Source organism: Sphingomonas sp. SORGH_AS_0789 (assembly GCF_031453055.1).
Classification (GTDB): domain Bacteria; phylum Pseudomonadota; class Alphaproteobacteria; order Sphingomonadales; family Sphingomonadaceae; genus Sphingomonas.
In genome coordinates this window covers 2,329,161-2,350,668 of sequence record NZ_JAVIYV010000001.1, presented here as the reverse complement: position 1 = coordinate 2,350,668, position 21,508 = coordinate 2,329,161, and the positions used below count along the sequence as shown (strand labels likewise).

At 67.7% G+C, this 21,508-nt stretch carries 26 protein-coding genes and 1 tRNA gene; 8 read left to right on the top strand and 19 right to left on the bottom strand.

The features are described 5' to 3' along the window. Positions 1-136: 136 nt before the first annotated feature. The 8 genes from QE360_RS10855 to QE360_RS10820 all read right to left on the bottom strand — a co-directional run bounded on the left by QE360_RS10855 (position 137) and on the right by QE360_RS10820 (position 5,654). Entirely contained in the window at positions 137-490 is a 354-nt protein-coding gene (locus tag QE360_RS10855) for a dihydroneopterin aldolase (RefSeq protein ID WP_307100178.1), read from the bottom strand. Beyond that, entirely contained in the window at positions 487-1,233 is a 747-nt protein-coding gene (locus QE360_RS10850; protein ID WP_309701475.1) for an SDR family oxidoreductase, read from the bottom strand. The genes QE360_RS10855 and QE360_RS10850 overlap by 4 nt, the downstream gene beginning before the upstream one ends. Further along, positions 1,230-1,856: a GTP cyclohydrolase I FolE gene (gene folE / locus QE360_RS10845; protein ID WP_307100183.1), complete on the bottom strand. Its 627-nt coding sequence runs from the start codon at positions 1,854-1,856 to the stop codon at positions 1,230-1,232. Before folE ends, QE360_RS10850 begins: the two co-directional genes overlap by 4 nt. Positions 1,857-2,044: 188 nt before the next feature. Continuing rightward, positions 2,045-2,887, bottom strand: coding sequence for an S-formylglutathione hydrolase (gene fghA / locus QE360_RS10840; protein ID WP_309701473.1), 843 nt, complete (start codon positions 2,885-2,887; stop codon positions 2,045-2,047). Next, a complete protein-coding gene (gene purU / locus QE360_RS10835; protein WP_309701470.1) occupies positions 2,884-3,747 on the bottom strand; it encodes a formyltetrahydrofolate deformylase in 864 nt (287 codons plus the stop codon). The genes fghA and purU overlap by 4 nt, the downstream gene beginning before the upstream one ends. Then, positions 3,744-4,133, bottom strand: a complete 390-nt coding sequence (locus QE360_RS10830; RefSeq protein WP_309701469.1) for a VOC family protein — start codon at positions 4,131-4,133, stop codon at positions 3,744-3,746. Before QE360_RS10830 ends, purU begins: the two co-directional genes overlap by 4 nt. 22 nt (positions 4,134-4,155) lie before the next feature. After that, positions 4,156-4,542: a VOC family protein gene (locus tag QE360_RS10825; protein WP_309701467.1), complete on the bottom strand. Its 387-nt coding sequence runs from the start codon at positions 4,540-4,542 to the stop codon at positions 4,156-4,158. Further along, complete coding sequence (locus QE360_RS10820; RefSeq protein WP_309701465.1) at positions 4,542-5,654, bottom strand: S-(hydroxymethyl)glutathione dehydrogenase/class III alcohol dehydrogenase; 1,113 nt, start codon at positions 5,652-5,654, stop codon at positions 4,542-4,544. The genes QE360_RS10825 and QE360_RS10820 overlap by 1 nt, the downstream gene beginning before the upstream one ends. Positions 5,655-5,761: 107 nt before the next feature. Between QE360_RS10820 and QE360_RS10815 the strand changes: the two genes are divergently transcribed. Continuing rightward, entirely contained in the window at positions 5,762-5,965 is a 204-nt protein-coding gene (locus QE360_RS10815; RefSeq protein WP_058734057.1) for a DUF2945 domain-containing protein, read from the top strand. Positions 5,966-6,021: 56 nt separating this feature from the next. Then, positions 6,022-6,282 (top strand): SWIB/MDM2 domain-containing protein, encoded by a 261-nt coding sequence (locus QE360_RS10810; protein WP_307100197.1) that lies wholly within the window; start codon positions 6,022-6,024, stop codon positions 6,280-6,282. A gap of 63 nt (positions 6,283-6,345) precedes the next feature. Here QE360_RS10810 and QE360_RS10805 read toward each other — a convergent pair whose 3' ends face one another. Next, the gene (locus QE360_RS10805) at positions 6,346-6,813 is read right to left on the bottom strand and encodes a hypothetical protein (RefSeq protein ID WP_309701464.1); all 468 of its coding nucleotides are present in this window, start codon (positions 6,811-6,813) and stop codon (positions 6,346-6,348) included. Positions 6,814-6,998: 185 nt separating this feature from the next. Between QE360_RS10805 and QE360_RS10800 the strand changes: the two genes are divergently transcribed. The 3 genes from QE360_RS10800 (at position 6,999) to QE360_RS10790 (ending at position 9,876) form a co-directional block, all read left to right on the top strand. Next, positions 6,999-8,318, top strand: a complete 1,320-nt coding sequence (locus tag QE360_RS10800; protein WP_309701462.1) for a methyl-accepting chemotaxis protein — start codon at positions 6,999-7,001, stop codon at positions 8,316-8,318. Between the two features lie 284 nt (positions 8,319-8,602). Continuing rightward, entirely contained in the window at positions 8,603-9,241 is a 639-nt protein-coding gene (locus QE360_RS10795) for a methyltransferase domain-containing protein (RefSeq protein ID WP_309701460.1), read from the top strand. An 11-nt stretch (positions 9,242-9,252) separates the two neighbouring features. Further along, the gene (locus tag QE360_RS10790; protein WP_309701458.1) at positions 9,253-9,876 is read left to right on the top strand and encodes a hypothetical protein; all 624 of its coding nucleotides are present in this window, start codon (positions 9,253-9,255) and stop codon (positions 9,874-9,876) included. Between the two features lie 204 nt (positions 9,877-10,080). Here QE360_RS10790 and QE360_RS10785 read toward each other — a convergent pair whose 3' ends face one another. After that, entirely contained in the window at positions 10,081-11,757 is a 1,677-nt protein-coding gene (locus QE360_RS10785) for an aminotransferase class III-fold pyridoxal phosphate-dependent enzyme (RefSeq protein ID WP_309701455.1), read from the bottom strand. A 53-nt stretch (positions 11,758-11,810) separates the two neighbouring features. Between QE360_RS10785 and asd the strand changes: the two genes are divergently transcribed. Continuing rightward, entirely contained in the window at positions 11,811-12,656 is an 846-nt protein-coding gene (gene asd / locus QE360_RS10780) for an archaetidylserine decarboxylase (RefSeq protein WP_309701453.1), read from the top strand. A gap of 28 nt (positions 12,657-12,684) precedes the next feature. Here asd and QE360_RS10775 read toward each other — a convergent pair whose 3' ends face one another. Next, on the bottom strand, positions 12,685-13,101 hold the full coding sequence (locus tag QE360_RS10775; protein ID WP_307100210.1) for a DUF2721 domain-containing protein: 417 nt from the start codon (positions 13,099-13,101) through the stop codon (positions 12,685-12,687). 147 nt (positions 13,102-13,248) lie between these two features. Between QE360_RS10775 and QE360_RS10770 the strand changes: the two genes are divergently transcribed. Next, the gene (locus QE360_RS10770) at positions 13,249-13,446 is read left to right on the top strand and encodes a hypothetical protein (RefSeq protein ID WP_307100212.1); all 198 of its coding nucleotides are present in this window, start codon (positions 13,249-13,251) and stop codon (positions 13,444-13,446) included. A 94-nt stretch (positions 13,447-13,540) separates the two neighbouring features. On the opposite strand, the gene QE360_RS10765 is transcribed toward QE360_RS10770, so the two are convergent. From QE360_RS10765 to QE360_RS10745, 5 genes are all read right to left on the bottom strand, one after another. Then, positions 13,541-13,617, bottom strand: a tRNA-Arg gene (locus QE360_RS10765). A 72-nt stretch (positions 13,618-13,689) separates the two neighbouring features. Further along, positions 13,690-14,121, bottom strand: coding sequence for a DUF1178 family protein (locus QE360_RS10760; protein WP_309696801.1), 432 nt, complete (start codon positions 14,119-14,121; stop codon positions 13,690-13,692). After that, positions 14,118-14,942, bottom strand: coding sequence for a carbon-nitrogen hydrolase family protein (locus tag QE360_RS10755; RefSeq protein WP_309701451.1), 825 nt, complete (start codon positions 14,940-14,942; stop codon positions 14,118-14,120). Before QE360_RS10755 ends, QE360_RS10760 begins: the two co-directional genes overlap by 4 nt. Next, a complete protein-coding gene (grxC, locus tag QE360_RS10750; protein ID WP_307100218.1) occupies positions 14,939-15,196 on the bottom strand; it encodes a glutaredoxin 3 in 258 nt (85 codons plus the stop codon). Before grxC ends, QE360_RS10755 begins: the two co-directional genes overlap by 4 nt. 31 nt (positions 15,197-15,227) lie before the next feature. Further along, a complete protein-coding gene (locus tag QE360_RS10745; protein WP_309701449.1) occupies positions 15,228-15,989 on the bottom strand; it encodes a ComF family protein in 762 nt (253 codons plus the stop codon). Between the two features lie 58 nt (positions 15,990-16,047). Here QE360_RS10745 and QE360_RS10740 point away from each other — a divergent pair, with 58 nt between their 5' ends. Next, positions 16,048-16,893 carry a class I SAM-dependent methyltransferase gene (locus QE360_RS10740; protein ID WP_309701447.1) on the top strand — a complete coding sequence of 282 codons (846 nt, stop codon included), beginning with the start codon at positions 16,048-16,050 and terminating at the stop codon, positions 16,891-16,893. A gap of 249 nt (positions 16,894-17,142) precedes the next feature. Here QE360_RS10740 and QE360_RS10735 read toward each other — a convergent pair whose 3' ends face one another. From QE360_RS10735 to QE360_RS10725, 3 genes are all read right to left on the bottom strand, one after another. After that, positions 17,143-17,532, bottom strand: coding sequence for a response regulator (locus QE360_RS10735; protein WP_307100223.1), 390 nt, complete (start codon positions 17,530-17,532; stop codon positions 17,143-17,145). Positions 17,533-17,599: 67 nt separating this feature from the next. Then, the gene (locus QE360_RS10730; RefSeq protein ID WP_309701445.1) at positions 17,600-20,029 is read right to left on the bottom strand and encodes an ATP-binding protein; all 2,430 of its coding nucleotides are present in this window, start codon (positions 20,027-20,029) and stop codon (positions 17,600-17,602) included. Beyond that, positions 20,022-21,302 carry a GGDEF domain-containing phosphodiesterase gene (locus QE360_RS10725; RefSeq protein WP_309701442.1) on the bottom strand — a complete coding sequence of 427 codons (1,281 nt, stop codon included), beginning with the start codon at positions 21,300-21,302 and terminating at the stop codon, positions 20,022-20,024. The genes QE360_RS10730 and QE360_RS10725 overlap by 8 nt, the downstream gene beginning before the upstream one ends. Positions 21,303-21,508 lie beyond the last annotated feature (206 nt).

The following is a 21,508-nucleotide window of genomic DNA, read 5'->3' as shown; positions in this document are numbered from 1 at the left end:
CGTGCTGATTCCGCCCTGTTCGCCGCGATGCCTGCGGCACCCGCTGATGCGGCGGCGGCTTAGGCCAGCGACCGCCGGTTCCGCAACAGATTGATGACAGTTCGGTGATAAATCCGTGACACCAAGGCCCCGGCGATCAGCGCGTCCGCTCGATCTCGCATCCCACCCGCGCATCGGGATAGATGCCGGTCTTCATCGACCGCACCCGGACCTTCACCACCCGCCGGTCGGCGAGGCACAGCGCCGCCACCGCCTCGCACAGGCTTTCCTGAAGCGCAAAGCCCGGCCCCCCTGCCATCGCCAGGATCGACTCGCGCAGGAAATCATAGTCCAGCACCTCCTCGATCCGGTCGGCGCTGGGGGCGGCGGGATAGGTGACGGTCATCGCGACCGACAGGGTGACCGGCTGGGGCTCGGCCTCGTGCGGATGGATGCCCAGGCGCATCGCGACCCGCAGATCGTCGAGCAGGATCGTATAGGTCGCGCTCATCGCCGCCCCTCGAACATCACGTCGCCGTCGCGGCGGCAGAAACGCTGGCCGCAATCGACATAGAGTGTCTGGCCCGCAATCCCCCTGGCGGTCAGCAGGAAGGACACCGCCTCCGCCACCGCCGCCGCGCCGATCAGGCGACCGAGCAGGTTCTTGCTGGCCGCCGCGGCGAATTCCGCATCCGACTGGTCGCCGCTTTGCAGCGTGAGCCCCGGCGCAACCGCATTGACCGCGATGCGGGGGCCGAGCGCCTGCGCCAGCATCGTGTTCGCCCCCGCCAGCGCGAACTTGGCGCAGCTATAGGCGAAGAAATCGGGGTTCGGATTGGCGAGCTTCTGGTCGAGGATATCGACCACCGCGCCGTCCGCCACATCGTCCTGCCGCGCCAGGGCAGAGGCCAGCAAGGCCGGAGCGGCGGCGTTGATCGCATAAAGCCTGGCCATCAGCGCGGCATCCACCTCCGGCGGGCGATCGAAGACGAAGGCCGACGCCGAATTGACCAGCCCGTCGATCGGCCCGCCCGCCGCCATGCGGGCACGGGCGAACAGCGCGTCGATCCCGTCCAGCTCGGCAAGGTCGCCCTGCACGACCGGCGCGTCCAGCTCCGCCGCCAGCGCCTTCGCCGCGTCCGCCGAGCCGTTATAATGCACCACCACCCGATGTCCGTCCGCGACCAGCCGCCGCGCGATCGCCGCGCCCAGCCGCTTGGCCGCGCCGGTCACCAGGACGGTGCGGGTCGTCATCCGCCCAGGCCCATCAGCGACAGCACTTCCTTGCGGCTGCGGTCGTCGTCGCGGAACACGCCCATCATCCGGCTGGTCACCATCGACACGCCCGGCGTGCGCACCCCGCGCGCGGTCATGCAGGCATGGGTCGCCTCGATCACCACCGCGACGCCCAGCGGCTTCAGGTTCTGCCAGATGCAGTCGGCGACCTCGGCGGTCAGCCGCTCCTGCACCTGCAACCGGCGCGCGAAGCCGTGCAGCACGCGGGCGAGCTTGGAGATGCCGACGACATGGTTGCGCGGCAGATAGGCGATATGCGCGCGGCCGATGATCGGCGCCATGTGATGCTCGCAGTGCGACTGGAAGGGGATGTCCTTCAGCAGCACGATCTCGTCATAGCCGCCGACCTCCTCGAACACCCGCGACAGGTGGACGGCCGGGTCATCGCCATAGCCCGCACAATATTCGCGCCATGCCCGCGCCACGCGCTTCGGCGTATCGACCAAGCCTTCCCGCGCAGGGTCGTCGCCCGCCCAGGCGATCAGCGTGCGGATGGCCTGCGCCACATGATCGGGCACGACGACCTTGCCGTCCTCTCCGATCAGGTCGCCATCCTCCGGGTCGCCATGCGCGCAGCTCATATCATGTCCTTCACGTCAAAGCCGGTGCGATAGCGGATCGATTGTCGGGGTGCAAAACTCGCGGCGGTGCCCTGCGATCCCCCACACCCGTTCAGCCTGAGCGAAGTCGAAGGCCACGCGACAACGACTGAACCTAAGCGGATTCCCTTGGCCTTCGACTTCGCTCAGGCTGAACGGCGGTTGGGGGATTACCCGCGCAACCGCTCCGCCGCCCAGGCGACATGGTCGCCCATGAAGGTGGAGATGAAGTTGTAGCTATGGTCGTAACCCGGCTGCATCCGCAGGGTTAGCGCGATTCCCGCCTTCTCGCATGCCTCCGCCAGCAATTCGGGGCGCAACTGCTCGGTCAGGAACTGGTCGGCATCGCCCTGATCGACCAGCAGGTCGGGCAGCCGCGCGCCGTCCTCGATCAGCGCGACCGCGTCGGCCTGTCGCCATGCCGCACGATCGGGGCCCAGATAACCGCCCAGCGCCTTCTCGCCCCATGGCACCTGGCCCGGCGCGACGATCGGCGCGAAGGCCGAGACGCTGCGGAAGCGATCGGGGTTGCGAAGGCCGATGGTCAGCGCGCCGTGGCCGCCCATCGAATGGCCGGTAATGGCTTGCGCCCCCATATCGGCGACGGAAAAATGCGCGGCGATCAGCGCGGGCAGTTCCTGTTCGATATAGCTCCGCATCTTGAAGTGCTTCGCCCAGGGCTCCTGCGTCGCATCGACATAGAAGCCCGCGCCCTGCCCCATGTCATAGGCGTCGTCATTCGCCACGCCCTCGCCGCGCGGCGAGGTGTCGGGGGCGATGAAGATCACCCGATGCTCCGCGCATGGCCCCCGAAACTCGCCCTTGTCGGTGACATTGGCATGGGTGCAGGTCAGGCCCGACAGATACCAGAGGACGGGCAGTTTCTCCCCTTCCTCATGCTCCGGCACGAAGACCGAGAAGGTCATGCGCGTGCCCGTCACCGCGCTGTCATGGGCATAGACGCCCTGCACGCCGCCATACGCCTTGGAGGTCGAAATCGTCTCGATCGTCATCGGAACACCACCGTCCGGTTGTCATTGAGGAAAACGCGCCGCTCGCCCACCCAGGCGACCGCGCGGGCCAGCACCTGCGCCTCGATATCGCGGCCGATGCGGATCAGGTCGTCGACGCTGGCGCGGTGGTCGACGCGTTCGACCGCCTGTTCGATGATCGGCCCCTCGTCGAGGTCCGCCGTCACGAAATGCGCGGTCGCGCCGATCAGCTTCACGCCGCGCGCATGGGCGCGGTGATAGGGCTGCGCGCCCTTGAAGCCGGGCAGGAAGCTGTGATGGATATTGATGCACCGCCCCGGCAGCGCCGCGACCAGCCGCTCGCCCAGCACCTGCATATAACGGGCGAGGACGAGATAATCGGCGCGGGTCTCGTCCATCAGGGCGAGCATCGCCGCCTCCTGCTCGGCGCGGTTGGCGTTGCTGACCGGCAGGTGATGCCAGGGCAGGCCATGCCACTCGACCAGCGGGCGAAGGCTGTCATGGTTGGACACCACGCCGACGATCTCGACCGGCAGCGTGTTGGTCCGCCAGCGATGGAGCAGGTCGTTCAGGCAGTGCGAGCCCTTCGACACCGCGATCAGCATGCGGGGGCGTTCGCTGGCGGGCGCGACATGCCAGTCGAAGCCGAATCGCGCCGCCGGTTCGTTCAGCGCCGCCCTCACCCCCTCGACCGAGGCGGGAAAACGCGCCCCCTGGCCGGTGAAGACGATGCGCAGGAAGAAGCGCCCCGTCTCCAGATCGGCATATTGCTGGCTGTCGAGGATGAACCCGTCAATCCCCGCCAGCGCGCCCGACACGGCGGCGACGATGCCGACCCGGTCCTGGCACGCCAGCGTCAGGATATAGTCGGCGTCGCTCATGCGGCGGGCAGGCGACAGCCGAGACAGAGCTTGTTGCCGTCCGGATCGCGCAGATAGCCCAGATAGGCCTTGCCCAGCCCGGTATCCCGCTCGCCCAGGGGCCCCTCGATCGCGGTGCCGCCATGCGCGGTCCCGGCGGCATGTGCCGCCTCGACCTGCGCCGGATCGACCGCGCCCAGCCCGATCGTGCCGCCATTGGCATAGGTGGCGGGCTGGCCGTCGATCGGCCGGGTCACGATGAACACCGCACCATTGTGCAGATACAGGACACGCTCGGCATCTGGCGCCTGCCGACCCGGCTGGCCGCCCAGCGCGGTGAACAGCGCGTCATAGAAGGTCTTGGACCGCGCGATGTCGTTCGATCCGACCATGATATGGGTGTACATGTCCATTCCCCCCTTGGGACCGTCAGGCGGCGAGCACCAGATAGCGCGCGCACAGCTTGTTGCCGGTCGGATCGCGCAAATACGCCAGATAGATCTTGCCGACCGGCGGATAGCGATAGCCGGGCGGGTCCTCGATCGCGGTGCCGCCATGCGCCAGCCCGGCGGCATGCCAGGCGTCCGCCTGCTCGATCGACTTTGCCGCGAAGCCCAGCGTCCCGCCATTGGCATGGGTCGCAGGCTCGCCGTTCAGCGGCCGGGTGAGCAGGAAGCGCGAGCCTTCGTGGCTGTAGACCAGCCGTCCCCAGGGATCGATCACCCCCTCGGGCGCGCCGAGCACGCCCAGGATCGCGTCATAGAAGCGCTTGGCCTCGGCGATATCGTTCGCGCCCAGCACGACATGGCTGAACATCAGAAGATCACCACGCTGCGGATGCTTTCGCCCTTGTGCATCAAGTCGAAGCCCTTGTTGATCTCCTCCAGCGTCAGCCGGTGGGTGATCATCGGATCGATCTCGATCTTGCCGTTCATATACCAGTCGACGATCTTGGGCGTGTCGGTCCGCCCGCGCGCGCCGCCGAACGCGGTGCCGCGCCAGTTGCGGCCCGTCACCAGCTGGAACGGCCGGGTGCTGATCTCCTTGCCCGCCTCGGCCACGCCGATGATGATCGAGGTACCCCAGCCGCGATGGCACGCCTCCAGCGCGGTGCGCATCACCTCGGTATTGCCGGTCGCGTCGAAGCTGTAATCCGCGCCGCCATCGGTCAGCTCCAGGATCTTCGCGATCGTCTCCTCGCGCGATAGGCCCTTGGAATTGAGGAAGTGGGTCATGCCGAAGCGGCGGCCCCATTCCTCGCGGTCGGGATTGATGTCGACGCCGATGATCCGGCCCGCGCCCGCCAGCTTGGCGCCCTGGATGACGTTCAGGCCGATGCCGCCCAGACCGAAGACGACGATATTCTCGCCCGGCTGGACCTTGGCGGTGTTGACCACCGCGCCCACGCCCGTCGTCACGCCGCAGCCGATATAGCAGCTGGTGTCGAACGGCGCGTCCTCGCGGATCTTGGCGACCGCGATTTCGGGCAGGACGGTGAAGTTCGAAAAGGTCGAGCAGCCCATATAATGGAAGATCGGCTGGCCCTTATAGCTGAACCGGGTCGTGCCGTCGGGCATCAGCCCCTTGCCTTGCGTCGCGCGGATCGCGGTGCACAGGTTGGTCTTGCCCGACAGGCACGACTTACACTGGCGGCATTCGGGGGTGTAGAGCGGGATGACATGGTCGCCCGGCACGACGCTGGTCACGCCCGCGCCCACCTCGCGCACGATGCCGCAGCCTTCATGGCCCAGCACGCTGGGGAAGATCCCCTCGCTGTCCAGGCCGTCCAGCGTATAGGCGTCGGTGTGGCAGATGCCGGTCGCCATGATCTCGACCAGGACCTCACCGACCTTGGGTCCTTCCAGATCGAGTTCGACGATTTCGAGCGGCTTCTTCGCTTCGAAGGCGACGGCGGCGCGGGTCTTCATGTGTTCCAGTCTCCTCAGATGGCGTCCTGATGCCCCGATGCGCCCGCATGTGCAACCAACGAACGCCCCGGCGGATTGATGGGCCTGCACAAACCGGGAGAGCGACGATGACCGAATTCAAGAAGGGCGACCATGTCGAGTGGAACAGCCATGGCGGCACCGCCGAGGGCAAGGTCGTGAAGAAGCAGACCAGCGATACGAGCATCAAGGGTCATACCGTCCGCGCATCGAAGGACGAGCCGCAATACATAGTAGAGAGTGACAATGGCGGAAAGGCGGCGCACAAGGCGGACGCGCTGAAGAAGGCGTGATTCACGCGCGTCCCGCCAAGCGGCTGGGATGCTGAAGGATTAAGGGAAGGAATATCATGGCCACCGCAACCACGGGCACCGGCATCCACGCGCCGGTCCAGCCGTCCGAGGAACTGGGCGCGATCGTCGGCAACGATAAGCTGCCGCGCAGCCAGGTCATCAGCAAGGTGTGGGATTACATCAAGGCCAACAACCTGCAGAACCCCGAGAACAAGCGGGAAATCCTGGCCGACGACAAGCTGAAGAAGGTGTTCGGCAAGGACAAGTGCACCATGTTCGAGATGAACAAGTTCATCTCGGCGCACCTGAAGAAGTAAGCTTCTTATCCGGGCCCCCGGCCACCGCGCCGGGGAATCCCACTCGCGCCGCCCGCGTGCCAGCTATCGCAGGTCTAGGACCAGCGGCTTGCGCGCGGGCGGTGTCGCAGACGGCGTCGGCCGGGGTGTCGCGGGCCGGGACATGGCCGATCCGGCGGCTCTGGCCGCTCCCCTTGCGGGTGGCGATACGGGTGCCGCCGTCGGTGCGGGCACATTGCCCGGCGCCGCCTCCGCCCCGACACGCTCCAGTTCGATCTGGTTCAGCCGCTGCTCGACCAGTTGCGCATCCAGCAGCTTGCGATCCCCCTGCAACGCCGCGACCTGCGCCTCCAGCGTTGCGATCCGCTGTTCCAGCATCTTGACCCGCACTTGATCTTCGGTCTGCGCGACCATCTCGCGCGCCGCCTTTTCCTGGCGCGCGCGCTCCCGGCTTTCCGCCGCATCCACCGCATCGGTTCGGCCATCGGAGCCGGACGGCTGGCAGGCGACCAGCGCCAGCGGACAAAGGATCAGGGCAGGCACGCGACGCATGGGCGACAGTCCGGACAAGAGGAGGCGACGGCTTATCCCCTGCCCCCCGGCGGGAAAAGCCCCTGCGGACCCGCCGGAAAAATCCCTGTCTTCCTAAAGCTATGTTAAGCGAATCATCCTAAGCCGACCGTCAGGATTGGATGGAAGGCGACAGGATGAAGTGGTTTCATCGCGAAAATACGAATTTGAACGATCGCGTCGCCATCGCCCTGTTCGATCGATCCCCCGATGCCATCATGCTGCTGTCCGAAGGTCGCTTCATCGCCTGCAACGCCGCCGCCGAGCGCATCTATGAGCGTCCCCGCGCCGACGTGATCGGACAGGACCCGCTGGTCTTCTCCGCCCCCACCCAGGGCGACGGGCGGCCGACCGCGATCCATATCCAGGAACGCGTCCAACAGGCGCTGCGCGACGGCTTGGCCCGTTTCGAGTGGATGAACACCAGTCCGAACGGCCAGCTTCGCCGCTTCATGGTCATGCTGCTGCCCGCGCCGGTGGTGAAGCCCGACGACCTGCTGGTCATCATCCAGGATCTCGACGAGACCAGCCAGGTCGTCGATGCGCTGCGCACCGGCCTCGCCACCATTTCCTCGGGCGATCTGACCTACAGCATCGATACGCCCTTTCGCAGCGACTATGAACCGCTACGCAACAGCTTCAACGACACCGCCGCGATGCTGCGCCGGTCGATCGGCGATATCGATGCCGCCTCGCAGCGCGTGCTCGCCGGGGCGGGGGAGATCCGCAAGGCGGCCGACGACCTGTCGATGCGAACCGAGCAGCAGGCCGCCTCGATCGAGGAAACCGCCGCCGCCGTGCATCAGATCAACACGACCGCGCAGCAATCGGCGGTCAGCGGCGCCCGCGCCGCCGACGTCGCCACGGCGGCCCAGACCAACGCCGCCGAGAGCAGCGCCGTCGTCCGCCGCGCGATCGATGCGATGGGCGGGATCGAGCGGACCTCCACCGAGATTTCGGAGATCATCGCGGTCATCGACGGCATCGCCTTCCAGACCAATCTGCTCGCGCTGAATGCGGGGGTCGAGGCGGCGCGTGCCGGTGACGCGGGCAAGGGCTTTGCCGTCGTCGCCAGCGAGGTGCGCGCGCTGGCGCAGCGCTCCGCCGACGCCGCCAAGGACGTCAAGAGCCGCATCGGCGCCTCCGCCGAACAGGTCCGCGCGGGCGTCGAGCATGTCCATGCCGCCGGGACCGCGCTCGACCGGATCGCCGCGCAGGTCCGCGAGATGAGCGGACTGATCGCCGACATCGCCAATTCGGCGCAGCAGCAGGCGACCGGCTTCTCGCAGATCAACCTGGCGATCAACGACATGGATTCGATGACCCAGCAAAATGCCGCGATGGTCGAGGAAGCGACCGCCGCCGCCCGCGAACTCGCGCAGGAAGCGACGGGCATGGCCGATACGGTCGGCCGGTTCGACCATGGCAGCGCCCTGCACGCGACAGCCTGGGCACAGCCCGCCCGCGCCACCCGCCGGGCCGCGTAATCCCGACGATTCGCCACCCAAGCCGGCAGATATTTCTCCGCCAACGAAGACCTTTCGCGAACAGACAAAGCATTGCCCGGCCATGAACTTCGCCGGGAACAGCATATCTCAGAATAACCTCTAGCACCGCATTACGACATATTCATTCCACCCATGTGACACTTCGGTTTCCGATCTGCGAAATCGTCGCAAAAGACTCGCGACTTGTCGTCAAATTGTCACCGCCTGCTGCGAACAGGGGCCGCATCGTCGTTCAACGGGATGCCCCTTCGATGGCAACGCAGATGAGTACCGCCAGCGTCACCAAGGCCTATGATCGCTGGTCGCCTGTCTATGATCTGGTCTTCGGCCCCGTCTTCAAAAAGGGCCGCTCCGCCGCGATCGTCGCGGCCGAACGCATCGGCGGCCGGATCATCGAGGTGGGCGTGGGCACCGGCATATCGCTGCCCCAATATTCGCGCGACAACCGCATCGTCGGCGTCGACCTGTCCGAGCCGATGCTCGACAAGGCGCGCGAACGGGTGGCGCGCGGCGGGCTGAGCCATGTCGAGCAGATCGCTTACGGCGATGCCGAAGCGCTGCAATTCGCCGACAACAGCTTCGACGTGGTGGTCGCGCAATATGTCATCACCGCCGTGCCGAACCCGGAAAAGGCGCTGGACGAGTTCGCGCGCATCTGCCGCCCCGGTGGCGAGATCGTCATTACGACGCGGGTGGGGGCGGGCGACGGGCTTCGCGGCACGATCGAGAAGACGCTGATGCCGATCACCAGCCGGTTGGGCTTCCGCACCGACTTCCCGTTCGAACGCTATACCGACTGGGCGGCGACGCGCGGCGATGTCGAACTGGTCGAAAGCCGCCCCCTGCCCCCGCTCGGCCATTTCTCGCTGGTCCGCTTCGCCAAGCGCCAGCCTTCCGCTTAAGGACATGTCCAATGACTGGTTTTCGCGCGCAGCTCGCCGAACAGCGGTGGGACGATCATCGCTATTATCATCACAGCCTGGTCAATCAGAGCCTGCACTTCGTCAGCGCCTGCACCTTCCTGACCGCCTATGTGCTGCTGTTCATCGATCCGGCGGTGGCGAGCCTGCTCGCCTGGGGCGTGGCGATGACCAGCCGCCAGGCCGGGCACTTCTTCTTCGAGCCCAAAGGCTATGACCATGTGAACAAGGCGACGCACGAGCATAAGGAAGAGATCAAGGTCGGCTACAACCTCGTCCGCAAATATGTGCTGATGGGCATCTGGGGCGCGATCCCGCTGGTGCTGCTGGTCCAGCCGACCCTGTTCGGGACGCTCGACTATCCGGACGGCTTCATGGGCTATCTGCGCCATGTCGGCATCGGCTGGCTGGGCCTGGGCGTCAGCGCGATCGTGGTGCGCGTCCTTCAGCTCTGGGCGAAGCGCGACCTGGAGACCGGCCTCGTCTGGGCGACCAAGATCGTCACCGACCCGTTCAACGACTTCAAGATGTACAAGAGCGCCCCCCGCCGCCTGATGAAAGGCGAGCGGATGGATCATCACGATGTCGATGATTTCGAGGATCTGAAGGCGGCGTAACGCGCGGCTTCGGTTTGACGGACAGGGCGGCGGTTCGGAAAGGACCGCCGCCCCTTTTATATTCCGGCCTCTTGTCTGGCCGCTCCCCTCCCGCAAGCGGGAGGGGATGGGGGAGGGCAAGGTGTCTCACAGAGACCATCGCTTGCGGCCCTGCCCTCCCCAAACCCCTCCCGCCTGCGGGAGGGGCTTAAGAAGTGGGGGGCTTTACCTTCCCCGCCCCAACCGCACCGCCAGCGACTCCTTCAAAATCCGCCGCCGGATCGCCTTGTTCGCCGCCTTCAACTCCTTCGGCGCCTCGGGCGAGGTCCACCACCAGCCATCGTCACGCATCTGTTGTCCCGCTGCAACGAAGCGGTCGCAAATCTCGGCGAACAGGGTGTCGTCGATGTCCAGGCTGAAGATCAGCCGCCCGGTCCCGACCCAGCTCAACGCCAGCCCTTCCGCCCGGAGATAATATTGCAGCATCCAGTTATAGGGCGAGGCGACCGAATAGAGGATGGTCCAGATCGTCTGGACATGCGCGACCGACAGGGGCAGCCCCGCCGCGGCCATCGCTGCGTTGAACATCGCGGCCCGCGCATTCCACCGCTCGTCCAGCCCGTCATAGAGCGCGGCCACCTCGGGCGTTTCCAGCCGCCGCAGGAAGGCGTTCATCGCCCCCATCACCATGGGATGCGAATTGAACGTGCCGCGCGCGAAGCAGATGTCGACCGGGCGATCCTCGCGCCACCGCTTCATCAGATGCGCAGGCCCGCACAGCACGCCGACCGGCAAGCCACCGCCCAGCGTCTTGCCATAGGTGATCAGGTCGGGCTTCACCCCGAAATATTCGGGCATCCCGCCTTTGGCCAGGCGGAAGCCCATGAACACCTCGTCGAAGATCAGGACGATGCCGTTCGCCCGGCACACATCCGCCAGCCGGTGCAGCCAGTCGCGATAGGCGGCCATGTCGGCCCCCGCCTTGCGCCCGCCATCGACCAGCTGCCCGTCGGACGGCGCCGAGCCATTGGGGTGCATCGCCTGGAGCGGATTGACCAGCACGCAGGCAATGTCCTTGCGCGTGGCGAGGACCTTCAGCGTCCGCTCGGACATATCGGCCAGCGTCAGCGTGCGGTCGGCGGGCACGGGGTTGCCGATGCCGGGCTGAACCTCGCCCCACCAGCCATGATAGGCCCCGGCGAACCGCACCAGGCGCGGACGGCGGGTGTGATAGCGCGCCAGCCGCACCGCCTGCATCACCGCCTCGGTCCCCGACATATGGAAGGACACCTCGTCCATCCCCGTCAGGACTGTCAGCCGACGGACATTGTCGGCGACGACCGGGTGGAACGACCCCAGCACCCCGCCCAGATCGGCGACGGTCGCCGCCCCTTCCGCCATGGTCCGCTTGTAAAAGTCGTTGCCGAACAGATTAACCCCGTAGGAGCCGGTCAGGTCGATCAGCCTGTTACCGTCCAGATCGACCAGGATCGGCCCCTCCGACCGCTGGTAGAAGGCCCCGGTCGCCAGCGTCGTGCGGACCTTCTCGCGAAACTGGAACGGCACGCGGTACGCGCCGGTGAATTGCAGGTCGGACAGGCCGGGCCGCGTCTCGCGGGTCAGCGCCAGCGTCTGCGCATAACGTTGCGCGAACAAGGCGCCCAGCCGCTCGAAGCCTGCGCGCCGTTGCCCGGCCACCGCGTCTGGGGCGCCATCGACCCGGAAGAAGCGGTCCTCGCCATAGCTGTAGAACGGGATCTGCCCCGCGATCCGCTTGGCCATGCGGACGTGACCGCCCAGCCCCGGATGCTTGGCGCGCGACAGGGTCAGGCGGCGATGCCCTTTCGTCAGGGCGACCGCACCGGCGGAGACGGCCATCAGGCCAGTGAGAATCGGGTTCATGCGGCCTTTGACCGCGTGCCCATGACGGAGGCATGACAATGCGCGGACCCATCATGCGGTTCTTTTTGAACGAGGACATCAATTTCCTCGTCACCAACCGCCTGCCGCGCCGGTTCGCGACCAAGCTGGTCGGCCGAATCGCACGGATCGAGCATCCGCTGATCGCCCGGCCCTGCCTGGCCCTGTGGAAATTCTTCGCGGGCGTGGACCTGTCGGACGCGCGGACGACGCGGTTCCGGTCGTTGCGCGACGGCTTCGTCCGTTCCTTGCGCGACGGCGCCCGCCCGTTCGACGGCGATCCCGACACGGTCGCATCCCCCTGCGACGCGCTGGTCGGCGCGCATGGCGAAATCGCGGACGATCGACTCTATCAGGTAAAGGGCTTTCCCTATCGCCTGGGCGACCTGATCCCCGACCCCGAACTGGTCGAGCGGTTCCGCAACGGATCGTTCGTCACGCTGCGGCTGACGGCGGGCATGTATCACCGTTTCCACGCGCCGACCGACATTGCGGTCGAGGGCGTGACCTATCTCTCGGGCGATTGCTGGAACGTCAATCCGATCGCGCTCAAGCGGATCGAGCGGCTCTTTTGTCGCAACGAACGCGCGGTGATCGAGGCGCGGACCCTGGTATCGGGCCAGCCGCTGCTGATCGTGCCGGTCGCGGCGATCCTGGTGGCGAGCATCCGGCTCCATTGCCTCGACACCGAACGCACCCTGCGCGAGCATGGCCCCGGCCGCCGCGCCTGCACCGCCCGGATCGGCAAGGGCGAGGAGATGGGCTGGTTCGAGCATGGCTCGACCATCATCCTGTTCCTGCCTCGGGGCATGCGATTGCTCGACATGCTGACGGAGGGACAGGCGATCCGTGCGGGCGAGGCGATCGGGCGGACGGCGTGATCGCTCGCGCGGCACTCCCGAACGTCGGTCACTGGCTGTCGTTCTCGTCGCGCAGGGCCCGTCCGGCGATCGTGATTTCACCGACGAAACAGGCGAGCCCCGCCACCGCGAACAGCAGGCCCCCGCCGAAGAAGAAGAACAGCAGGGAGGCATGACCCGATTCGCGCAACGTCCCCAGGAACAGCGTGATCGCCGAGCAACAGGTCATCGCACCGGCTGCCGCCGTCATCGTCACCGCGATGTCGAGGATCTTCGAGCGCAGGCGCAACCGGCGCATCTCGAAGCTCTTCGCCCGTCCGTCGCGCTTGAGCGCCTGGATCCGGTCACTGATCCGCCCCAGCCGGGTGGCGAACACGTTGAGCAACGATCCCACGGCGGTCAGCAGAAAGATCGGCGTCAGCGCCAGTTGAATGACATGCGCGGCCGCGTTCAAGGGTTCGGTCATATCGGGTCCATTCTCCACCGATCCCCGATCGATCAAGCCGCCGCGATGTTCCCCGCCATGTCCCCGGCGTCGCCCTGACATATTTGTCATGGAACAGGCGATCGGTCCCGATACTTGGAAGGCGATCGAATAACCCAGGAGGATGTCATGCGGATCGCTCTAATCGCCCTTGCCGGTGCCACGCTGCTCGCCAGCCCGGTCTATGCCAAGGGCTGTATCCGCGGCGCGGTGGCGGGCGGTGTCGCGGGCCATATGGTCGGAAAAGGGCATGGCGTCGCCGGGGCAGCGGCGGGCTGCGCGCTGGCGCACCATCATTATGCCAAGAAGGCCAAGAAGCAGAAATAAGCCGGTCGCCTGGCCGGACAGCGGAGCCGCAGCCACCGGTTGCGGCTCTTTTCCACGCCCGGCAGGAATCGCCAAAGCCTTGGAAAATATGGCATGGTGACCCCGACTGGATTCGAACCAGTGGCCCTCAGATTAGGAATCTGATGCTCTATCCTGCTGAGCTACGGGGCCCCATGCGGGCGCGGTGATACAGGGGACGCGGGGTCCGGTCCAGAGCGTTTGCCGCCCCCCCATGCGCGCCGGTCAGTTGGTCAGCTTGGGCGGCACCACCGGAAAGGGCAAGGGCGCGACGGGCACGCCCTCCTCGACCAGCGCCTTGGCCTCGGCGAGGCTGGCCTGGCCATGGATCTGGGTGACGGGCGCCTCGCCGTCATGCATCGCACGGGCCCGGTCGGCAAAGGCGGTGCCGACCCAGGTCGATTTCTCCAGCATCCTGGCCTGCTCTCCCGCCAGATGGCGGAGCGCGGCCTTGATCGCCTCGGGCGACGGGGCGTCGGGGCGGCTATTGCCCTTGGCCGCGATCTGCGGCGCCATCACCGCCTTTTCGATGTCGCGGTCGCCGCATATCGGGCATTCGATCCGCCCGCTCTCGCGCTGTTCGGCATAGGCGCCGGACGAGGCGAACCACGCCTCGAACACATGCGCCTGGCCGCAGCGCAGGTCGAAGACGATCATGCCCCGGCCACCGGCGGAATGGCGCGACGATGGCGGATGGCGGGCAGCCGCTCGCGCACCGCCTCCACCTGCGCGGGGTCGATCGCGGCCACGCCCAGCCCCGCCGCCTCGCCCATGTCGAGCAGCACCTCGCCCCAGGGCCCGACGACCAGCGAATGGCCATAGGTCGCGCGGCCGTCCTGATGCTCGCCGGTCTGCGCGGCGGCGACCAGATGCACGCCCGCCTCGATCGCCCGCGCGCGCAACAGCACATGCCAGTGCGCCGCGCCGGTCGGCCGGGTGAAGGCGGCGGGCACCGACAGGATCGTCGCCCCCGCCTCGGTCAGCGCGGCGAACAGCGCGGGGAAGCGCAGGTCGTAGCAGATGGCGAGGCCCAGCCGCCCGACCGGCGTGTCGACCACCACCGCCTGCTCGCCGGGCGCGTAGGAGGCGGATTCGCGCCAGCTCTCGCCGCTCGGCAGGTCGACGTCGAACAGATGCATCTTGTCATAGCGGGCCCGGATCGCGCCCGCATCGTCGATGACATAGCCGCGATTGGCGAGCCGCCCGTCCGCCCCGCGCACCGCCAGCGAACCCAGATGGACCCAAAGCCCATGCTCGGCCGCCGCCGCCCGGACACGCGCCAGCACCGGATCGTCCGCCTCGACCACCAGATGCTCGGCCGCCCGCGCACGATCGCGGTCGATCAGCCCGGACATTTCGGGGGTGAACACCATGGCGCAGCCGCGCGCCGCCGCCTCGGCGATCGCCTGTTCCAGCACGGCCGCATTGGCGGCGGGGTCGATCCCCGCCGTCATCTGCAGGACGGCGATGTCGGTCATGCCGACAGCAGCGGGTCGAGCCCTCCCCGCTTGTCGAGCGCGGCCAGATCGTCCGATCCGCCGATATGCTGGCCGTCGATGAAGACCTGCGGCACGGTGGTCCGCCCGCCTGCGCGCTCGATCATCTCGGCGCGCTGCGGGCCGCCCATGGTGATGTCATATTCCTGGGGCTCGACGCCCTTGGAGGCGAGCAGCGCCTTGGCCCGGGTGCAATAGGGGCAGAACGCCTTGGTGTAGATTTCGACCTTTGCCATCCCCCTCAGGTGTGGCGCGCGGGCCCTATTGTCAATCGTCCGCCCCCTCGACCACCCGCGCCCAGCACAGGATCGCCACCGAAGCCGCCCCCGCCGCCAGCAGCGCGCGGACGCACGCCCCCGTCGTCGCGCCGGTGGTATAGACATCGTCGACCAGCACCACCCGCCGCCCCGCGACCCGCGCCGGATCAGGCACGCGAAAGGCCGAGGTCATCGCCGCCCGCCGCTGCCGGGGCGACAGGCCGCGCAGCAACGGGGTCGCCCTGACCCGCACCAGCCCGTCGCGCAGCATCGGCACGCCCGTCCGCCGCGACAGGCTGGCGCCGATCAACACCGCCTGGTTGAAGCCGCGCCGCCACAGTCGCCAGCGATGCAGCGGCACCGGCACCAGCAGCTCGGCCCCTTCCGGCATCCGCCGCGCCATCGGCCCGGCCATCGTCTCGGCCACGCCGATCCGCCCGCCATGCTTCAGCCGGATCGGCAATTCGCGGGCGATCGGGCCATAGGCGACCGCCGCATGGATTCCCGCATGGACCGGCGGCGAGTCGAGGCACGTCGCACAGCGCGCCTCCCGCCCCCCTTCCGGGACGATAGGCAGTCCGCAGCTCGCGCATCCCATGTCATCCAGAAAGCGGAGCTGCCCCCAGCAGCCCGCGCAGAAGCGATGATCCACTTCGACCGGCTCGCCGCAGCCGGGACAGCGCGGCGGCAAGGCCCAATCGGCGACGAGGCGGATCAACGAGCCGACCAGCCTGTACGCCGCCCGCCCCGCCGCAAATCCCGGCCGCGTCATGTCCCCCGCCCCATGATCCGACTTGTCCCCGATCGGTTGAGCGCGCACAAGCGCGACCGTGACCCCCACCACCATCTTCGACCGTAGCGCCCGCCGCCACCGCCGCGACCGCGCCCAGCCCGATTATGCCGCGCACGACTTTCTGCGCGCCGCGATGCTCGACGGGCTGGCGGAGCGGTTGGATGCGGTGACGCGGCCGTTCCGCGACGTTCTGGACCTGGGCTGTTTCGACGGCGGCTTTCCCGTTCCGCCGGGCGCGCATGTGGCGCGGCTGGACCCCGGTTTCGCCTTTGCCCGCGCGGCGGGGGGCGTGCAGGCGGACGAGGACCGGCTACCCTTCGCCGATCGCAGCTTCGACCTGGTGGTCAGCGCGGGCGTGCTCGACCAGATCGACGACCTGCCCGGCGTGCTGACGCTGATCCGGCGGGTGCTGCGCCCCGACGGGCTGTTCCTGGGGGCCTTTGTCGGCGGCGGCTCGCTGCCCCGGCTTCGCGCGGCGCTGCGCGTGGCGGAGGCGGAGCGGCCGGTGGCGCGGCTCCACCCGCAGGTCGATGTCCGCTCGGCGGGCGATCTGCTGATGCGCGCCGGGTTCACCTTGCCGGTCGCGGATATCGAGACGCTGGAGGTGCGCTACCGCGATTTCGGGCGGCTACTGGGCGATCTGCGCGGCATGGCGGCAAGCAACCTGCTGGCCGAGCGGCGACCGATCGGGCGGACCGCCCTGGCCTCCGCCGCCGCCGCCTTTGCCGACATGGCCGACGAGGACGGCCGGACCAGCGAGCAGTTCAGCCTGATCTTCCTGACCGGCTGGGCCCCCGATCCGTCGCAGCCCGTACCCGCCAAGCGGGGCAGCGCGACCGCTTCGCTGGCCGACGCGCTGAAGGCCAAGCCCTCGGCCGAATAAGCCAGGTCGGATCGACATTTTCTTCCCCTCTCCCCTGGACAGGGGAGAGGGTTAGCGAAGCTTGCCAGCCTGCTGGCTAGCGCAGCTTGGGTGAGGGGTTGAGCGAGCCCAAAGGCTCGCGCGCTGCGCGCATACACCCCTCACCCAGCTCCGACTAAGCCTTTGCTTTCGCAAAGGCCAAGTCTGCGCAACCCTCTCCCCTCTGCGAGGGGCGAGGGAAGGAGAGGCATCGCTGAATGTTGATCGGCGTTAGGAGATCATGGCCCCGCCGCGATCGCCCGCCAGGATGCGGCCGATCGCCTCGAACAGCTGGTCCATCGCGACGGGCTTGACGATCACATCGTCCGCGCCCGCCGTCATGCAACGTTCGCGCAGGTCGACGCCGCTGTCGGCGGTGACGACGATGATCGGCAGTTCCGCCTTGTCGTCGCCGCGCGCGCGGATGTGGCGGATCGCGGTGATGCCATCCATGCCGGGCATCCGCAGATCGATCAGGATCATGTGATAGGTATCGCGGTCGATCATCTCCAGGCCGATTTCCGCGCTCTCGGCCTCGGCCATGGTTGCGCCCGCGACGTCCAGCATGTCGCGCACGACCCGGCGGTTCATGCGGTCATCCTCGATGAAAAGAACGTTCATCCGCGTCCTTTTGCCACGTCGAGCCCGAATGCGTTGATGCTCAAGGTCATGGGGTCCGCCCTAACGATCATGCCGCTTGCGTTACAAGAGGCGACGGAGCGGTTTGCGATGAGGTGCCGAACAACATGCGCATCACCTCTCCCCCGGAGATCGGTTTGGCGATAACCCTGATTAAGTCGCGTTCGGTAAAATCGTTCCCTGCCAACGACTCCGTTTTCGGCCACAAGAGATGAAGCGGGAGGTTCGCCGGAGCAGCGCCCCGGATCGCGGCGATCGCGGCGGCCACGCCGTCCCTGTCGATCGCGCTGTCGTCGATCAGGACATGGGTGATGCCCCCCTCGCCCAGCCGGACCACCGCCTCCGCGACGTCGGCGGCAAAGACGATGGCGGCCTGCGATGCGGACAGCTTGGCCAACATGGCGCGGCGAATGGGGTTGCGGTCGACGAGCAGCAGATGCGGGCGTTCGCCCTCCTCCTGCGGCACCGCCGCCAGCTCGGTCAGCGGCAGGGTCAGGGTGAAGCGGGTGCCGCGCCCCGGCTCGCTCTCGACGGTCACGTCGCCACCCATCGCGCGCGCCAGCCGCCGACAGATGGCGAGCCCCAGCCCGGTGCCGCCGAACTGGCGCGTCGTGCTTGCATCGGCCTGGCGAAACGCCTCGAATATATCCTCCAGCGTGTCCGCCGCGATGCCGATCCCGGTATCGCGGACCTGCACCTCGACACCCTGCCCGCTGCGCCGCGCCGTCAGGTCGACGCGGCCGGACGGGGTGAACTTCAACGCGTTGGACAGGAGGTTGAAGACGATCTGGCGAATCCGCGCAGAATCCCCCTCCACCCTGTGCGGACAGTCCGCCAAATCGAGCGCGAAGCCCAGCCCCTTGGCCGCCGCCTGATCCTCCCATAGTCGCGAGGCGTCGCGGATCGTCGCGACCAGATCGAACGGTGCCTTTTCCAGCGTCAGGCCGCCATGTTCGATCTTGGCGACATCCAGCAGGTCGTCGACCAGCGCGCGCATGGTCAGCCCGGCGCCATGCATCACCTCGACCCGCTCGCGCTGGTCGCGCGCCAGCGCCCGGTCGGCCAGCATGACCTGCGTCATCCCCAATATGCCGTTCAGCGGCGTGCGGATCTCATGGCTGGTGGTCGCCAGGAACTCGGTCTTGACCGCCAGCGCCTTTTCCAGCCGGTCGTTGGTGATCGCCAGATCGCCATGCGCCGCGCGGATACGGTTGCGGCTGCGCCCCAGCGTGACCAGCCAGATGCCGAGCAGCGCGAGCACGACGACGATCCCGGCGACCGACCCGATCAGGATCAGCCGCTCGGTCCGCAACTGCTCCCGCTCGAAGGCGATGTTGCGTTGCAGGTCGGCGGCCTTCATCCGCGCGATCCGCAGTTCCTGATTGGCGAAGTCGAACCGCGCGCCCATCAGCGCCAGGCTGGTCGAGGTCGCCAGCCGCGTCGCCTCGTCATCGATGCGTTTGAGCGCCTGGAGATGGCGCAGCGCATCGGCGGTCCGCCCGGCGGCGGCATAGATGCGATAGGCGCTCCGATGCGCGTCGCGCTGCGTCATCGGCGTCCCGCTCGGATCGACACCCGCAAAGCTCCGGTCGATCAGCCGGGTCGCCCCCGCCAGATCGCCGCGCTGGAACGCCGCCTGCGCCGCGATGCTGTCCAGCGCGCGCCGATCCTCCTCGCCGGCCTGCGGATCGGCCCTGGCCGCGCTGGCGAGCGCCGCCTGCCCCTCGGCAATCCGTCCCGCCTCCAGCCGGGCGCGGGCGATGTTGCGCCAGATCAGCGCCTGGAGGCCGGGGCTGTGCATCGCCTCGGCCAGACGACGTGCCTCGCGCAGCTGCGCCAGCGCATCGTCGAACCGCGTCAGCTCGACCAGCGTCAGCGCGCGGTTGTTGAGGATCGCCAGCCGCAGCGCATCGTCGCCGCGATAGGCGGTCCGCGCCTGCTCCAGATAGCGCAGCGCCGAGGTCAAGTCTTTGCCGTCGCTGTACAGGCCCGCAATCTGGACGAGCGCTCGGGCCTGTCCGCGCGTGTCGTCCAGATATTGGAAGACCCGGTGCGCGACCTGATAGGCTTTGAGCGCGTCGGCGATATCGCCCCGGTCGCGGTCCAGCCCGCCCCTGGACAAAATGAGATTGCCGAACAGATCGGATCGCGGCGCCAGCCGCCGCGCGGTCGTCAGCGCATGTGCGATGATCGGATAGGCGTCCTGGCCGCGCCCCAGCCGGATCATGCTCTCGCCGCGCAGCCAGTCCGCCGTCGCCAGCGCGACCAGGCGGCGATCGCCCTGCGCCATGGCCTGCGCCTGGTCCCGCGCGCGCTCGGCCTGGTCCATGGCCTGGGCCGGGTCGCGCAGCATCTCGGCCCTGGCCGCGTCGATCGCATGGGCGAAGCCGGGCGGCCATGGCGCGACCGCCGCCCCCTGCCCCTTCGCCTCGACCACCGCCACCAGAAGGGCCGCGGCGACCAGCAGAACCCTAAGCACGCGCACGGGTAGCGAGCCGGGCAAAGGGCATGGGCGGCGACGGCGCCACCGTCGCCTGATGCGCCTGGGCGTCGAGGAACGGAATCAGCGCGTCGAGCGCGATCGGGCGGCTCATCAGATAACCCTGCACCATGTCGCATCCCATCACGCTGAGCAGCGCGAGTGTCGCGGGCGTCTCCACCCCTTCAGCGACCACCTCCATCTCCAGCGCATGCGCCAGGTCGATGGTCGAGCGGACGATCAGGGGATCGCGGTGCGAACTGGTCAGCTGGGTGATGAACAGCTTGTCGATCTTCAGCTCGCAGGCCGGCAGCTGCTTGAGATAGGATAGCGAGGACAGGCCCGCGCCATAATCGTCGATCGCGACCGCGATGCCCATGGCGGCGAACGCGCGGAGATTGGCGATCGCGCTGTCGGGATCGCGGATGACCGAGGTTTCGGTGATCTCGAACCCGATGCTGGCGCCGCTGTCGATGACGATCGCACAGGCCTCGCGCACGAAATCCTGGTCGCCCAGCAACATGCCCGAGATGTTGATGAAGATGCGCTGCGCATGGCCCAGCGTCGCCAGACGCCGCTGGTCGGCGATGACCCGGCGCAGCACCCACAGGGTCAGCGGCGCGATGATCCGCGACTCCTCGGCCACCGGAATGAACTCGACCGGCGAGATCAGGCCGTGCGTGCCGTGACGCCAGCGCAGCAGCGCCTCCAGGCTCGACACGCGCTGCTGGCGGACATGGACCTTGGGCTGATATTCGATGAACAGCGCATCCTGCTCGATCGCCTCGCTCAGCTCCTGTGCCAGCGTGAGCCGGTCGAGCCGGTCGGTCCGCGTCGCCATGTCGCGGATGACGGTCCGCCCCTCGACCTGCGATTCGGCGAGCGCCTGTTCGGCCTCTTCCAGCAGGCGGATATCGTCGTCATGCGGCATCCGCGCGGCCGCGACGCCCAGCATGGGCTTGATGCGGCAGGACGCGTCGCCCAGCGCGAAGGGGTGGACCAGCACCTCGCTCAAGGTCGCCAGATAGGCATCCAGCCCGACGCGATCGGCGGCGTGCAGCATGACCTCGACCTGCGAGGGGCCGGACGGGCGGGCGACGGCATCGGGAATGCACCGGGCGATTCGGTCTGCGATCGCCTCGATCAGCGTGGCGCTTCCCGCCCGCCCCAGGCGACGGCGCAGCGCGTTGAAGTTGCTCAGGCCGATCAGGACCAGGAACTGCCAGGGCGAATCGCGATCGTCCGCCGGATGGCCGTCGGGGGTGAGGCACATAGCGTCACCGGGTGGGGTTCGGGACAATCCTTTACTCACGCCCCTGGGTCTAGGGGCGATCCTTAAACAAGGGGTTAACCGCCTTTGCGTGGGGATCTCAATCGCTTGGCAATTCGTCGCAATGCCATTGCGCCATGGTTAACAGCGTATTAACCATGGCGTCGCGCCAACAAAAGGGGCGCTCTCAGGGAGGTACCCATGCTGAA